This window comes from Candidatus Formimonas warabiya (assembly GCF_002777255.1).
GTDB lineage: Bacteria > Bacillota > Dehalobacteriia > Dehalobacteriales > Dehalobacteriaceae > Formimonas > Formimonas warabiya.
In genome coordinates this window covers 3,631,377-3,647,711 of sequence record NZ_CP017634.1, presented here as the reverse complement: position 1 = coordinate 3,647,711, position 16,335 = coordinate 3,631,377, and the positions used below count along the sequence as shown (strand labels likewise).

The window sequence follows — 16,335 nt, the reverse complement described above, 5'->3', positions numbered from 1 at the left end:
AATTATTAGGAGTACAAATTTGTGACAAAAGAATGAAAATGATCCAATATGACACAAATAATGTTCTATTTTAAGACGGGAAAAAAATTTCCACTTAGGATCTAATATATCTAAGCCTTTCAAGATTGGCATAAAACTTGCTTAATAATAAAGTGGTATTACTTTAATTTTATGTATGGCAACAAATTAACAAATCAAAGGAGAGTGTTTTTTAATGTCAAAAGTTTTTTTTGAAGTCTTACAAAAAGAAGAATTTGAACAAGTCGTTTACGGGTATGACAAGTTCTCAGGTTTAAAGGCCATTATTGCAATCCATAATACAGCTTTAGGTCCTGCATTTGGGGGAACAAGGATGTATCCGTACGCCAGTGAAGATGATGCAATATATGATGTGCTGCGTTTATCGAAAGCAATGACTTATAAGAATGCGGCTGGTGGGATCAATTTTGGCGGCGGAAAAGCTATCATCATTGGCGATGCGAAAAAGGACAAGACCGAAGATTTGCTCCGGGCCTATGGTCGTTTAATTGAGGGACTCGGTGGAAGGTTCATCGGCGGTGTAGATATCGGCACAGATGAAGACGATATGGTTATTGTCCACCAGGAAACCAATAATTGCACCGCTTTACCGGAAGCATACGGTGGTGGCGGCAGTACTTCCATGGCAACAGCTCATGGCGTATATAACGGTATCAAAGCTGCCGCTGATGAAGTATTCGGCTCTCCTTCTTTAAATGGGAAAACTGTTTCCATCCAGGGAGTTGGTCATATAGGTTTTGCGCTGGCTCAATCTTTGAAAAATGAAGGAGCCAAGGTAATCGTTTGTGATGTTGACCCAACTAACCTGAAAAAAGCACAGGACGAGCTTAATGTGGAAGTAGTTTCTCCGGAAGAAATTTATGATCAGGAAGTGGACATTTTCGCACCGTGCGCCATGGGAGCTATACTTAACGATAATACAATACCTAGATTAAAGTGTAAAATGATTGCCGGTTCAGCTAACAATCAGTTGAAAGATGAAGATAAGCACAGTAAGATGCTTGTTGAACGAAATATTGTATTTGCTGTTGATTATATTCTTAGTGTTGGCGGATGTATCAACAATTCTCACCAATTCATAGGTTATAACCGTGAGCGGGCATATGCGCAAGTAGCCGGAAATATTACTACTAACATTCGTAAGGTTCTCCGGATGTCCCAAGAGAAAAATATTACAACTGTTGAGGCCGCGCGTCAATTGGCCGAACAAAGAATTCAATCGGCAATTAATCGGAAGAGCTGGTTTCTCAATAAATAACACAGATTCATCTAAAAAACTCTTGACGGGATTAGCCAAAATAGCTAATTTTATTTTCAGAATAAGTTATGAGTTTTAGGGGCAATGGCGCTCTTAATAGATGATTGCATCTTTTAAGGGCGCCTTTTATTTATTAAACTAAAAATTTGATTCTGGGGAGGAGATATCATGGATTATTTTGGGGTAAATGTATTTAATGAAAGTGTCATGCGGGAAAGGCTTCCCAAGAATGCATTCAAATCACTGAAGAATACCATTAATAAGGGACTTCCTCTTGACCCGGCGGTAGCGGAAATCGTAGCGAATGCCATGAAAGACTGGGCTATTGAAAAGGGAGCAACACATTTTACACATTGGTTTCAACCTATGACAGGGGCAACAGCCGAAAAACATGAATCCTTTATTTCGCCGACAACAGAAGGAAAGGTACTAATGGAGTTTTCCGGCAGGGAATTAATTAAAGGGGAACCAGATGCTTCTTCCTTTCCTAGCGGAGGGCTGAGGGCAACTTTTGAGGCAAGGGGATATACAGCCTGGGACTGTACTTCTCCAGCTTTTTTGAAAGAAGAGGGCGGTGTAGTTACCCTTTGCATTCCTACAGCATTTTGTTCTTATACGGGTGAAGCCTTGGACAAAAAGACTCCTCTGCTCCGTTCTATGGAGGCGTTATCTAAACAAGCAATAAGGGTTCTGCGCCTTTTTGGCAATGAAACCAGTTCTAATGTGAAATCTAATGTAGGGCCTGAACAGGAATACTTTTTACTTGACCGTAAGTTTTTTGAAAAACGATTGGATCTGGTATTAACAGGACGCACTTTGTTCGGGGCGATGTCTCCTAAAGGGCAGGAATTAGGGGACCATTACTGCGGCAGCATTAAAGAAAGAGTTGTCGCTTTTATGAAAGAGGTAAACATTGAGTTGTGGAAATTGGGAATTTTAGCAAAAACACAGCATAACGAGTTAGCTCCTGCCCAATTTGAGCTGGCTCCAATCTACACTTCCGCAAACATTGCTACTGATCACAATCAGTTGATCATGGATATTCTTAAAAAAGTTGCTATAAGGCATGGACTAGTATGCTTGCTCCACGAAAAACCATTTGCCGGTGTTAATGGTTCAGGAAAACATAACAATTGGTCTCTGGGCACTGATGACGGACTAAATCTTTTAGAGCCGGGGAAAACTCCCCACGAAAATGCCCAATTTCTGACATTTCTATCCGCCGTGGTAAAAGCAGTGGATGTTTATGCTGAGCTGTTAAGGGTTTCCGTAGAAAATCCCGGCAACGAACACCGGTTGGGGGCGCATGAAGCTCCGCCTGCAATTATTTCCATTTTCCTAGGGGATCAGTTATCTGATATTTTCGAGCAATTGGCTAATGGGGGATTAAAGAGTTCGAAACAGGGAGGAAGCATCACTGTAGGTGTTAATACCCTACCCACCCTAGCAAAAGATTCAACAGACCGGAACCGGACCTCTCCCTTTGCCTTCACCGGTAATAAGTTTGAATTTCGCATGGTGCCGTCTTCATTATCTGTTTCAGGCCCTAATGTGGTAATTAATACTATCGTTGCGGAGACACTGAGCCAAATAGCGGACAGGTTGGAGCAAGCTGAGGACTTTGACACCGAATTGCAGCTCTTGCTGAAAGAAATTGCCCTAAACCATAAAAGGATTATCTTTGATGGGAATGGTTATGGAGAGGAATGGGTTCAAGAATCTAGAAAACGAGGTCTCCCCCATATCAAATCTATGGTAGAGGCCGTGCCTCATCTGATTTCAGAAAAAACAATCCAGGTATTTAGCAAGCATAAAGTGCTAAGTGAGAAAGAACTTCATTCTCGCTATGAAATTCTTATGGAGCAATACATTAAGAATATTAATATTGAAGCTCAGACGATGATTTATATGACAAAAAGACAGATCATCCCTGCCGGCATAAAATATGTTAGTAATTTGGCAGCTTCTATTAATAGTGTAAAGAATGCTTCCGCTGATGCTGTTGTCTCAACCCAGGAGGCAATTCTGATTGAGACATCTAAGACTCTTGCTTCTTTAAAGGAGAAACTGAACCAATTGGAAATGGCAACTGATGAAGCTAAATCTATTGAAGAGATATATGAAAAGGGCGTGTGCTATCACGATAGGGTTTTCATGGCTATGAAAGCATTGCGCATAGAAGCGGATACATTGGAGACTATTGTGGATGAAGAATTATGGCCTCTCCCGACCTATGCTCAAATGCTTTTTATGCTTTAAAGCGAATCTATCATAAGCCCATATGGCAAAAGATCTGGGATTGCCGCTGACTACGACAAGAGCAGCGTCAATCCCTTTAATTTAACTAAATAAGGACTCCCAATACTGCTACAGGGAGAAGGATTCCAATCCGGGAAGGAGAAAATACCAATCATTGAAACGTTGAGGAGGAATCAGATGCTAAAAGAGGACATAATTCAAATTGCAGGGCATTTTTTCAATAATTCAGATGACAATATTATTTCGGAACAGGTGGCACTTTCAAAGAATGTAGTTGGCATGAAGATTTTTAAGACACCGTTAATTGCTTTTGGTGCTGCAGATGATAAGTTATTTAATTCTTTGAAAGATCCTTCCATTATCGGGCATCATTACTTGACTCCCCTGGAATGGCTGCCTAATGCAAAAACAGTGATATCAATTTTTATACCATTTAGCGATGAGATTATCAAGAGTAATATGAAAGATAAAATTTGGCCGTCAGAAGGATGGTTGCATGGACGTGTTGAAGGACAGGCTTTAATATTTAAGCTTTGTGAACACTTAAATTCAGAGCTGATTAATGCTGGATATGAAAGTTTGGTACCTTCCCGGGATAAAAGATTTTGGTCCTTTACCAATTCAAATCTTGCGGCAACGGAAGATGATCCTATTGGGGAAACCTCTCTTAAATTTACAAGCAATTGGTCAGAAAGACATGCAGGTTTTATTTGTGGCCAAGGGACCTTTGGACTTTCAAAGGGGTTGATTACGAAAAATGGCATTGCCGGCCGGATGGGCAGCATCATCACTAATTTATCTCTACCGCCTGATAAAAGAGAGTATGAGGAGATTTACCAATACTGTTCTATGTGTGGTAAATGTGCTGAGAATTGCCCGGTTAACGCTATTTCCCTGGAAAAAGGCAAAGACCATTTAATTTGTGCTAAATTCTTAAACAAGACCAAAGAAAGACTGCCGCGATATGGTTGTGGAAAATGTCAGGCCGGAGTGCCCTGCGCAAGCGGTATCCCTGGAAATTGACAGAAGTATCGGTACAATTGAGGGGGGTATTACCAATGGTAATAAAACGGTCGGTCTGTCCATATGACTGTCCTGATACATGCGGATTGATAGTCGAAGTTGAAAACGATCAATTGCTTAAGGTATCCGGGGATCCGGACCATCCCCATACCAAAGGAATTTTGTGTCCCAAGATGGCTCATTATGAACGAACTGTGCATTGCCCAGACCGGTTAACTCATCCTTTACTGCGCACAGGTGAAAAAGGATCGGGTCGTTTCCAAGCAATCACTTGGGGCGAGGCACTAGATCGCATTACTGATCATTGGCAAAGAGTAATTTCAAAATATGGCGGGGAAGCGATTTTACCTTACTCCTTCGCAGGTACAATGGGAATTGTCCAACGTCAATGCGGCGAAGCCTTTTTCCACCGGTTAGGTGCATCCCGTCTCGCTCGAACTATTTGCTCACCTGCGAAAGATTACGGTTGGTCTTCAGTAATGGGAGGAACATTGGCACCCCATCCTGACGAAGTCTTAGACAGTGACTTTATTATATTATGGGGTACCAACGCGTTAGCGACAAATGTTCATCTTCTGGAAAAGATCCGGCAAGCGAAAAAGCGTGGGGCTATTGTTTGGTTAGTTGATACCTATGAAACCCCGACTGCCCAATTTGCCGATCACATTGTCTTAGTCCGGCCTGGTACCGACGGGGCCCTAGCCCTCGGGCTAATGCATATCATGGATAGAGAGGATTGGATTGACAAACAATTTATTGAAACCCATGTTCAGGGATACCAAGAACTGCAAAACCAGGTTCTGCCTAGATACTCCCCGGATAAAGTCAGCCAAATAACTGGGATCGACACAGAGTTGCTTCATAAAATGGCCAAGGGGTATAGCCACGCCCGGGCTCCGTTTATTTCATTAGGGTCAGGCCTTTCCCGTTATGGTAATGGGGCAATGACGGTACGAACAATTACCTGTCTTCCCGCTTTAGTAGGAGCTTGGTCTAAGCCCGGGGGTGGATTGCTTGGCGATATTTCGATAAAAACTCTGCCTGTTGAACCGGTTACACGGGAGGATTTCCTGACAAAACCCACCCGTATTGTAAATATGAATCAATTAGGTACTGCTTTAACAGAATTAACAAAACCTCCCATTATGAGTCTTTATGTCTATCATTCAAATCCGGCTATAGTTGCTCCTGACCAAAATATGATTATTAAAGGGTTCATGAGAGAAGACTTATTTACCGTGGTCCATGAACGGTTTATGACAGATACTGCCCTTTATGCAGACATAGTGCTGCCTGCTACTACCTCTTTGGAACACCCCGATATCTATCGGGCATATGGCCATTATTGCGTCCAGAGAGCAGAGGCGGTTATTAATCCATTAGGTGAATCTAAATCTAACTGGGAAGTTTTTCAGCTATTGGCAAAAGATATGGGCTTTAAGGAGTCTTATTTTTACCAAACCGCGGATGATCTTATTGAGCAGCTTATTACAGAGGCTTCACCGTGGCTTAATAGCGCACATATTCTCGAACTTAAAAATGGGTATCCAGTTGAAGTATGTCGTCCTGGGGATTATAAGATGTCCTTTCATACTCCATCCGGCAAAATAGAAATATTCAGTCCTAATGAGACTGAACCGCTTCCTTACTATAAGGAACCCCACAGGGACGATGCTCCTTTCTATCTGATGAGCTCCCCGAGTTTATATTCTCTTAACTCGTCCTTTAATGAGCGCCCGGAACTCTTACATAAAAAAGAGGCGGCATATATGAAAATGAATCCAGTCGATGCTAAAGAAAAGAATTTAATTGACGGTCAGGAAGTAGTGGCCTTTAACGAAAGAGGCTCAGTACATTTTATTTTAAATGTAACAGCTAAAGTCCCCCCAGGAGTAGTTGTCACGGAGGGACTGTTTTACCTTAAAGATATGCCAGGTAACCGATCCGTAAATGCACTTACATCCCAGCGACTGACCGATAGAGCAGCTGCAAGCACCCTCTATGATGTTAAAGTCGATGTAAGACCAGCCTAATCTGTGCTCCTCTCCATTGCTGGGACGTAGTATATCAAGGAACCTTCAGCGATATATCAGCAGGCTCTTGGTATGAGGAAAGCGCCTGCAAAGAATGTGAATTTAAAGATAGATGTACAAAAAGTAAAAAGGCAGAGTTGTATGTCGGCATGTAGATCAGGATTTTCTTGACACCATTGGCTTACAAACCGAAATGAACATGGAAAAATGCAAACTCCGTCAAATGATTGTTGAGCACCCATTTGGTACGATAAAACGAAGCTGGGACGCATATTATTTTCTCACCAAAGGGGAAAATTTCTGTTACTGTAGAGATTGGGTTATCATTTTTATCCTATAACTTTAGACGGGCCATAAATATTCTAGGAGTGAGAGAAATATTGAGATTGTTGGGGAAAAGAAGGAAATCGATACTGGTATGAGTACTGGCTTCCCCTATTAATAAGTAATTTATTGGTAGATGATAGACAGGTTTAGAGGCCCACACCTAATAATTTAACATGACTTTTCACACGGCCTGCGGTCCCCGCGATTCCCTACATTACGGAATATAAATGTTTCCTGAAAATCAGCTGGGGTATTTTCTAATGAAGATACCCCAGCTTTTTTTATGCCCCTTTTTAGAGCTTCAAATTAATCATGTCAATAAAATGAAGGTAATCAAAATGGGAAACGAAACAATGCGTATCTTTTTCCCTCTGAAGATCGTCAACTATCCTCAATATGACTGCTCGGAGGATGAGCGGGAGGATATCTCACCCAGGGAGGCCGTGGCATATGAGAATCAAATCCTCGCTGCATCGCCAAGGAGAACCGGCACTTTAAAAATGATCGTGGTCTTGCCGAGTACATTCACGACGATGCTCTCAAGGAAAAGGTGTATAGCCCGTACCCATCGGTGGAGATCGTCTATGGAGAGCTGTGGGGAGTCATGACCGTAGGGCTGAAGGAGCCTCTCTCCGGAGAAGAAACTGCAGCGTTTATGGATTATGCGACATGTCGTATAACTCCAAATTTGTTGAAGCATGGTTTTAGCTCTTGAACAAATGGGTTTCGAAATAGAAGCATCGCATCACGAAACTGCCCCGGGGCAGCATGAAATCGATTTAATCAAGGACACCTTGGGAAAACACATTTATGAACGGTTTATGAATGCGGGAATTAATGAATGGGATAGGTACCGCTCCACAGTACATGCATGGGAAGTATCGAGGCATCTTAAGATGTATTAAAGGAGCACCGGATATTTTGAAGTATGTGAAACACTTGTAGATTCAAATATACATATACAATTTTTGTAGCAGCTTGTTACAAGCTTTCCAATATGATACATATTCTGTTTTAATTTAAGACGGGAAAATGTTTTAACTGACTTTCCAATCAAAAGCAGCCTTATAATGAGTCCTTTACAGGTTGGCATATAATTTGCATTAAAATCAGAATATAGTGATCAAATTAAAGAAAAAACTTGGACAAGTCCTATACTATAATGAAATACAATTTCACTAAAAGGGATAATTGTTGCAGAGGATGATAGTTTTGCCTAAATTACGGAGAAAGGAGGCAACCAAAATGGTTTATATCTGAAAATTCAGAGGATGTTGGTGAAGAGGATCTTGGTGAAAAGGATGTTGGTGAAATGTAAAAGTAAAAGAACTGAGGAGGATAAAAATGTATCAAAAAGCAAAAAAACCTGTTTTTGTTTGTTTATTGCTTGGATTGCTGTTTGGCTTAATGTTAAATACCGCGAATGCCCAGGGAACAGACCCTAACGCTCCCGATTATATTCAAACCCCAACGGAATTTATAGGACACGATATGACACAAACATTAACTCGGCAAACAGAAGTCCTTGACTACATGAGGTACCTTGCCGAGCGTTCAGATCGGTTCGAATATTATAAAGCAGGTTATAGTGCCAGAGGTACGGAAATGGGCTATGTTGTAGTATCCACACCAGACAATCTGGCACATTGGCCCGAGTACTTAGAAGTAAATAAAAAGCTTCTTGATCCGGTAGGTAATAATCTTTCCGCCCAAGATCAAAAAGACCTCATTGACGATGCTCCAATGTTCTATATGTTTGATGCTGGCATGCATTCTTCTGAAAATGGTCCCGTTCAAGCAAGTCCTTACGCTCTTTATGATTTTGCGACGGCCCCGGAAGGCTCAGAGTTATATAATGCTTTGTCAAAACTTATTGTCGTATTTTTTCCTCAGCACCCAGATGGAAGCGATGACGTCGTAGACTGGTACGAAAAGTATGGCACAAAAAGTAATCTTCCAACCTACGGCGGTTGGGTCAGCCACGATAATAACAGAGGTGCCTGGTATCAACAGCCTATTGAAATAGCAGTATGGTGGGATGTGTGGTCTAAGTTCTGTCCGCCTTACTATTATGACTTTCACCAGGGTAATTCTGCTGAAGGAATGTACAACAATACCTGCTTAAAGCCGGCAGAGACAAATGTCAATACCGACTATAGTTTGTTTGCTTTAAGCAATGAGATTATCGGTGAAATGTATGGCGAGATGGGTCAAAAAGAATATGCACCCGGTAAGAAGTATACAAACACGACCTTTTCTGAAATTACCATGGACTATCCAGGTTATGTTGCTTCAATGTCACTGCTGCACCAAAGAGTGGGCGCCGGATCGGTAGAAATTGGTTGTACAGGCGTACAATCGCTTGGCTGGGGTGGTGTTTACGCCCATGAAGTAATGGACCAATTGGTGATAAAAGCGGCCAAATATAAGAATTTAATCATGGAAAACAGAAACCGGGTAGTTAATGAAACAATTGCAAAGGGTAATCATACCCCAAACTTTACCTATAAAGAGTTTGACTATGAAAATCTCATTGTGAATGGCAAAGACTATTCTAAGGATCCTTTAATGACTATCATTGACGAAGACGCTGACTATGAAGACTATCTCAAGCTGAGTAACAAAGACTATTCTAATTATCCTTATGCATATATTATCCCGGAAGCAAGCGCTCAGAAGGATCCGAATTTAGCAGACAAGATGGTAAACATTTTGATAAAAGGATTAGTGGATGTCCATAAACTAAATTCAGATTTAGTTATAGGAAATACCACCTATAAAGCAGGCAGTTATGTCGTACTGTTGGGTCAAACCTATGGAAACTTTGCGAAGGCTGTATTAGAGAAGCAGGATTTCTCAGTTACTGCAGGCACCGGTACAAGACCCTACGATGTTGTTGGCTGGACCATGCCTCTCCAAATGGGGGTTAATTGCGTAGAAATTCATGATTCCGCAGTACTTAATGCCGACATGACACTGGTTGATCATGCAGATATGGCGGTCGGTCAGGTAATAGGAGATGGGGGTAAGAATTTTGTTCTTAGAAACCAACAGAACAAAGTTATCGACGCTGTCTGTGACCTGTTAGAGGATAAAGTGAAAGTCTCATGGAGTGACAATTCATTTACTGTAGACGGGATTGATTTCCCCAAAGGAACAATAATCGTTCCCAACCAAGACGAAGACGTTGAGGAACTCGTGGCAGATTTGGCAGATGAGCTAAAACTGACCTTTTACTCAGTCGGTAACATAGACGTTAAGAGTAAAGAAATTAAACTTCCCCGGATCGGCTTATATTATGACTGGAGCAACACCACGCAAGAGGGATGGAACAGAATGGTATTTGAAGAATATGACCTCCCATTTACGCGGGTAACTAAGAATGAAGTTTTAGCAGGTGATCTTAATAAACATTATGATGTAATAATTATTTCGGATCAAAGCGAGAGCAGTATAGTAAATGGAGCGACAGCTTCTTTTATGCCGGATTATATGAAAGGCGGATTGGGCACAACAGGAGTTGCTCTCTTGAAGCAGTTTGTAGAAAACGGTGGCTATTTAATGACCATGAATGCTTCTTCAAATTTAATAGTTAACAGGTTTGATGTTGGATTAGCACAAAAATCAACACAAGAAAAAGGTGACTGGTATTGTCCAGGAAGCATTCTACAAGCATATGCTAACCCTGACGCAGCGCCGGCATATAGCTTTGCGTTAGATACAAATTGTCCTGTTTTCTTTAATAATGGTCCAATATTTAAAGTAACCAATCCAGACGCAGTGAGTGTACTTACTTATGCCTACGATAAGTTAATGTTAAGCGGCTATACTGTTGGTGAAGAAGCCGTTTTAAGTACCCCGGGAGCCGTGGAAATTCCATTGGGAGCAGGACAGATTTTGGCGACTGGCATGAAACCAATGAATCGGTCCCAAGCTGATGGTAATTTCCCAATAATATTCAACTTTATGCTTGAGTCGGGCACTGGATTGGGTGCAGCCCGTGCAGATTTGGAAGCAGAGCTGGCAACCGGCAAATACACAGCAGCAACGGTCGCATCCGCCGTGTATGTGATTGACGGTGTCAACCAGGCGATTTCTGAAGGTACGTCCACTGAACAAGAAGATGCATTGCTTTTGGCCATTGCGAATGCCAAGGATGCGCTGGTCGAGAGGAATCAGGTATCTTTGAAAGTGTCGCCGAATGTCATCCTGGGACCGGACAAAGAGATTACCTTGCGCGTTGCGGTGGATTATTTGGAAGGCGTCAGCGTTTTGGAAAGCCAGATCAAGCTCAACGACGACAGATTTGAGTTTGTGGACATCAGTCCGCTGGTCGAAGACGTGATGTTTACCAGGAACCTGGAATATAACGGTAATCCCGAAATAGCCTACTTCAACATGTACCAAATCGACGGAATTCCTGATGCGCTGCAAGCTGACTTGGCGGATATCACCATTAAGCTAAAAGATGGCGAAACAGCAGCTTCGCTGAATGCGGTTCTGGATTCTGTAGACATGTATGTCGGTTATGTTGATGAAAATGGCGTACATCAGTCCGAGGCGATTCCATCCAAGGTTGTTGGTGAGGGCGAAGCTGAAGCAGAGATTTACTTCCCCAGCAGCGTTACCGGTGACTTTGACGGTGATGAAGAAATAAACGGAGCAGACCTTTCCATCGCACTGACCTATTATGGCGCTTTAGATGAAGACATTGACTGGTTCACAAGCGGGGCATGGTACGTTGATCTCGACGGGGACCATGATATCGACATTGCGGACCTAACCATCTCTGCTTATCTGGCGGCTCACTTTGTAGATGAATTGTTGATACAAAGCATTGATGAGGAATTGATCCCTGATGAAGGACAGACACCTGATGAAGGACTGACACCTGATGAAGGACTGACACCTGATGAAGGACTGACACCTGATGAAGGACAGACACCTGATGAAGGACAGACACCTGATGAAGGACTGACACCTGATGAAGGACAGACACCTGATGAAGGACTGACACCTGATGAAGGACAGACACCTGATGAAGGACTGACACCTGATGAAGGACAGACTCCTGATGAAGGACAGACTCCTGATGAAGGACAGACACCTGATCCGGAACCAGTTCCCGAAGTTTAATAACCCCTGATTCAGAATAGCATCGAGTAATAATAACCACAATATGCATGACCACCTGGATCCACAGGGCGGTTGCCATCAGCCGTCCTGCGGACCCAAATAAAAGGAGGTGCGGAATATGGAAACGAAAAGGGGATTTAATCCAAAGCTGTTCGTCAGTTTATTGGTTGTTGCCATACTGCTGATGGGAATGCCAGGCTATGCACAGGCATTTGATAGTGACACTTCCGGAAATGATTCTACCATTACCTTGGATCCAGGTGAAAACACTTTTACATATGATGTAGAATTTAATGATATTGAACAGCCCTTTGCGTCTGCAGAATTTACCATAACAGTTAGCGATGGAAACTATGTTAATGTGAAAGACATCACTTTTGATAGGGATATCAGGAAGAAGGCCAGCGGAACGGCTTTATCCGAACCAAGGGCAAACGGTAATGAAATAATGTATAGTACAGGCTTCTTGTCCACGGAAAACCAATTTTCCGGAAAACTGACAGTTTGCACCATCGAATTCAGCTATACTGGCACCAGCCCTCAGACCGTAACATTAAACAATTTAAAATTAGAACGGTTTACCGGCAACACGTTTGATGGCATTCCTGAGCTGGAAGAAACAGAAGAATCATGGAGCAAAACGATCACAGTCACAGTATCAAGTGACACTCCAACGGTAGCAGCACCGACGGCCAATCCTTTACCGGGCGTATACAGTTCTCATCAGTCAGTCAGACTGTCAAGCGCAACGGCTGATGCGGAAATCTACTATACGGTTGATGGTTCAGAACCTTCGGATTCAAGCACGCTTTATTACAGTCCTATTACCGTGAATAGCAGTATGACGATCAAGGCTTTTGCGGTCAAAGCAGGCTATCAGGATAGCGCGGTTAAGACTTTTTCTTATACAATTTCAAGTGACACCCCAACGGTAGCAGCACCGACGGCCAGTCCTTCACCGGGCGTATACAGTTCTCATCAGTCAGTCAGACTGTCAAGCGCAACGGCTGATGCGGAAATCTACTATACGGTTGATGGTTCAGAACCTTCGGATTCAAGCACGCTTTATTACAGTCCTATTACCGTGAATAGCAGTATGACGATCAAGGCTTTTGCGGTCAAAGCAGGCTATCAGGATAGCGCGGTTAAGACTTTTTCTTATACAATTTCAAGTGGCGGGTCAGGCGGGTCAGGCGGGTCTGCGCCAACCACCAACCCGGAGCAGCAGGACGGCGGGGTCACGTTTAAAGATGTAGGTGTGCAGTATTCATGGGCGCAAGAGGCGATTAGCAACTTCGTGGCCCGTGGCGTTATAAAGGGGTATGATGACGGAAGCTTTAAACCTGGAAATAATGTGACGCGGGCAGACTTTGTGGTGATGATTACAAGATTGGTCGATCTGAACGTCGAAGGCAATGTGCACTTTAATGATATTCCTGCCGATCAGTATTATACCCAGGCAATCGGACAGGCTAGCGAAGCGGGTATAATCTTAGGTCAAGATAACGGCAGATTTGTGCCCCTAGGAAACATCACGCGGCAAGACGCTTTTCTCATAATATACCGCCTGTTAAATCGACTGGGAATAACAGATGAAACTAAAGCATCCTTAAGTTCATTTAGTGATGCATCTAAAGTGGCGCCATATGCAGAGCAAGCGGTATCATTTCTGGTAGGGAAAGGGATGATACAGGGGAGCAATGGTTTCCTCAATCCAACGCAGCATATCACACGTGCGGAAACCGCTGTTATTCTCTATAGAATTGCTGATCTTTTTAGCTTATAAGGTCATTTTAAAACAAACTTCCCTAAGAGGGCGTTGCTAACTGCTTCCAGTAGTTTTGATGGGGTTCCCGGAGCAGTGGACCGGGTATCTGCAATGGCTGCGGCATAAAGGGGGAACGAAACGTAGTCATTGACATCGGCGACCTGACGATCTTGGCTTATCTTGCGGCACACCTGACATAAATTAATTTAGACGAGGGTGCATTTAACTGAGGGATGGTTAATGGGCAGCCATCCCTCTAAAAAATAAAAAGTGGAGGTGCAGTGGATGAAGGGAGAGCATATAAAGCTGGTCATCCTGCTGGCAGTGGTATTGCTGATCCTCGGTACGACGGGCGGAGCACTGGCATCTGACCAAGAAACGTCCATTATTTTGCAACCGGGGCATAATGAATTTACCTATACGGTAGAATTTGACCCGATCGAAGAACTATATGCTTCCGCCCAGTTTGATATCACGGTAAGTGACAAAAATGAACTTACAGCAACGGAAATTACCTTTGATAAGGATAACATTGTAGCTAAAGCCGGCGAATACGGCGACCAAGTTGATACGATCAAATCCGGCGGGAGAGTAAATGGCAATCAGGTGTTATATCAGGCAGGCTTTTTTTCACCAGAAAACAGTTATGAGAATGAGGGATCCATCTGTACCGTCACTTTCCAGTATACGGGAAGCACACCCCAGACGGTGAAATTTGATAAATTAGAGCTATGGCGGCTGACCGGCAAAGTGACGAACGGCATACCAGAGCTTAAGAAGGAAACTCTGGACTGGAGCAGGACAATCCAAATATCCCGGGGTACGCCACCACCGCCAACCGTGGCCAAACCAACAGCCATTCCTGGGACGGGCACATACGAAAGCGTGCAGCATGTCACCTTATCCTGCGCCACGGCCGGAGCGGAAATCTATTATACGACAAACGGTTCGACGCCAACCAGTTCCAGCACGCCCTATACAGGACCAATCACCGTGGACAGAACCATGACGATCAAGGCCTTTGCTGTGAAGAGCGGCTATGAGGACAGCGAGGTGGCGGAGTTTGCCTATACAATCCATACAGGCGGCGGCGGTACTGGTTCCGGCGGCAAAGAAGAAAAACCGCCTATTGTCAGCGAAACCAAGGAAAATACTACTTCGGTAAGTACAGTGACAACGAGCACCACGGACAGTACCGGAACAACAACTGCTGCGGTGGACCAAGCTACCGCAGAAAAGCTTGTTACCGCTGCCAAGAGCGCTGAAAAAGAAGGTACTGAAGCTGTTGTGGTAATCGAGATAAAAACAACGGAGCAGACCAGATCAGTTGAACTAACCATTCCAAGAAATGCCTTGGACCGTTTGGCCAAGGAAACGGATGCCAATCTCAAAATAGATTCGGGAATTGGTACGATCACCTTTGATGCAAACGCTGTCGAGAGTATCAGCGGTGCGCAGGGTTCGGAAGATGTCAAAGTGAGCATGGAAAAGGTGGACAATTCCACACTCACCGAAGCACAACAAAAAACAGTGGGAGACCGTCCCGTTTACGATTTCTCGGTGACAGCGGGGAGCCAACTGATTTCCAGCTTGGGCGGCGGCAGTGCTAACATAAGCGTACCCTACACCCTTAGGGATGGCGAGGACAAGAACGCCATTGTCGTTTACTTTATCGACGAATCGGGCAATCCCCAGGAGATGCGCGGAGCGTATCACGAGGCGACGGGAACGGTTGTTTTTACGGTAACCCACTTCTCCAAATATTTTATCGGCTACCATAAGGTAAGCTTTATTGATGTTGCTTCCGGCGCATGGTACAGCGATGCGGTAAACTTTATCGCGGCAAGAGGGATCACAACTGGCACGGAACCGGGCAAATTCAGCCCTAATGCTGCAATCACGAGAGGGCAGTACATTGTGATGCTGATGAAGGCATACGGCATAGCGCCTGAAGAAAACCCGCAAGACAACTTCGCGGATGCCGGAAACACCTACTATACCGGCTATCTTGCCGCAGCAAAGGATCTTAAGATCACCCAGGGAACCGGCGATAACAAATACAATCCTGGCGGCGAGATTACGCGGCAGGACATGGTTACGCTGCTTTACCGGTCTCTTGACCTACTCGGCGAACTGCCGGAGGGGGATAACGGAGCGCGACTTTCCGGCTTTGCCGATGGGACGGAGATTTCAGACTATGCCAAAGAGGCGATGGAAGCGCTTGTCAAAGGCGGCATAATTACCGGAAGCAATGGAAAACTGGACCTGAAGGGCCGGTCGACAAGAGCTCAGATGGCACAGGTACTTTACAACCTGCTTTCGGAAAATGTGGCGCAATGATGGGTGTCGAGAGGATTGAGTAATTAACCAAGATAGGTGCAAAAATAGATATCCGCTGAAGATGGATATTTGATTCTGAGATTTTGAAGGGCATTCTCGATTCCACAGGTAATGTTACCTGCGCCGAAGTTGCAGCGATGCTAATGCGGTTT

At 43.8% G+C, this 16,335-nt stretch carries 7 protein-coding genes and 2 pseudogenes; all 9 read left to right on the top strand.

Features of this window, described 5'->3' with window-relative positions; all coding sequences use genetic code 11:
- Positions 1-214: 214 nt before the first annotated feature.
- Positions 215-1,297, top strand: coding sequence for a Glu/Leu/Phe/Val family dehydrogenase (locus DCMF_RS16595; RefSeq protein WP_148135444.1), 1,083 nt, complete (start codon positions 215-217; stop codon positions 1,295-1,297).
- A gap of 168 nt (positions 1,298-1,465) precedes the next feature.
- Entirely contained in the window at positions 1,466-3,556 is a 2,091-nt protein-coding gene (locus DCMF_RS16590) for a glutamine synthetase III family protein (RefSeq protein WP_148135443.1), read from the top strand.
- A 177-nt stretch (positions 3,557-3,733) separates the two neighbouring features.
- Entirely contained in the window at positions 3,734-4,579 is an 846-nt protein-coding gene (locus DCMF_RS16585; protein ID WP_148135442.1) for a 4Fe-4S binding protein, read from the top strand.
- Positions 4,580-4,614: 35 nt separating this feature from the next.
- On the top strand, positions 4,615-6,612 hold the full coding sequence (locus tag DCMF_RS16580; protein ID WP_148135441.1) for a molybdopterin-dependent oxidoreductase: 1,998 nt from the start codon (positions 4,615-4,617) through the stop codon (positions 6,610-6,612).
- 665 nt (positions 6,613-7,277) lie between these two features.
- Positions 7,278-7,603: pseudogene (locus tag DCMF_RS29715) on the top strand (hypothetical protein); the annotation flags it as partial.
- Between the two features lie 34 nt (positions 7,604-7,637).
- Positions 7,638-7,718, top strand: a pseudogene (locus tag DCMF_RS30510) (hypothetical protein); the annotation flags it as partial.
- Positions 7,719-8,283: 565 nt separating this feature from the next.
- Positions 8,284-12,075 carry a hypothetical protein gene (locus DCMF_RS16565; RefSeq protein WP_148135440.1) on the top strand — a complete coding sequence of 1,264 codons (3,792 nt, stop codon included), beginning with the start codon at positions 8,284-8,286 and terminating at the stop codon, positions 12,073-12,075.
- Between the two features lie 118 nt (positions 12,076-12,193).
- Positions 12,194-13,861, top strand: coding sequence for a chitobiase/beta-hexosaminidase C-terminal domain-containing protein (locus DCMF_RS16560; RefSeq protein ID WP_148135439.1), 1,668 nt, complete (start codon positions 12,194-12,196; stop codon positions 13,859-13,861).
- Positions 13,862-14,128: 267 nt separating this feature from the next.
- Positions 14,129-16,183, top strand: coding sequence for a chitobiase/beta-hexosaminidase C-terminal domain-containing protein (locus DCMF_RS16555; protein ID WP_148135438.1), 2,055 nt, complete (start codon positions 14,129-14,131; stop codon positions 16,181-16,183).
- Positions 16,184-16,335 lie beyond the last annotated feature (152 nt).

Excerpts from the sequence above, each read along its gene's own strand:
- DCMF_RS16595 (WP_148135444.1), top strand. The coding sequence starts at position 215 with ATGTCAAAAGTTTTTTTTGAAGTCTTACAAAAAGAAGAATTTGAACAA.
- DCMF_RS16590 (WP_148135443.1), top strand. The coding sequence starts at position 1,466 with ATGGATTATTTTGGGGTAAATGTATTTAATGAAAGTGTCATGCGGGAA.
- DCMF_RS16585 (WP_148135442.1), top strand. The coding sequence starts at position 3,734 with ATGCTAAAAGAGGACATAATTCAAATTGCAGGGCATTTTTTCAATAAT.
- DCMF_RS16580 (WP_148135441.1), top strand. The coding sequence starts at position 4,615 with ATGGTAATAAAACGGTCGGTCTGTCCATATGACTGTCCTGATACATGC.
- DCMF_RS16565 (WP_148135440.1), top strand. The coding sequence starts at position 8,284 with ATGTATCAAAAAGCAAAAAAACCTGTTTTTGTTTGTTTATTGCTTGGA.
- DCMF_RS16560 (WP_148135439.1), top strand. The coding sequence starts at position 12,194 with ATGGAAACGAAAAGGGGATTTAATCCAAAGCTGTTCGTCAGTTTATTG.
- DCMF_RS16555 (WP_148135438.1), top strand. The coding sequence starts at position 14,129 with ATGAAGGGAGAGCATATAAAGCTGGTCATCCTGCTGGCAGTGGTATTG.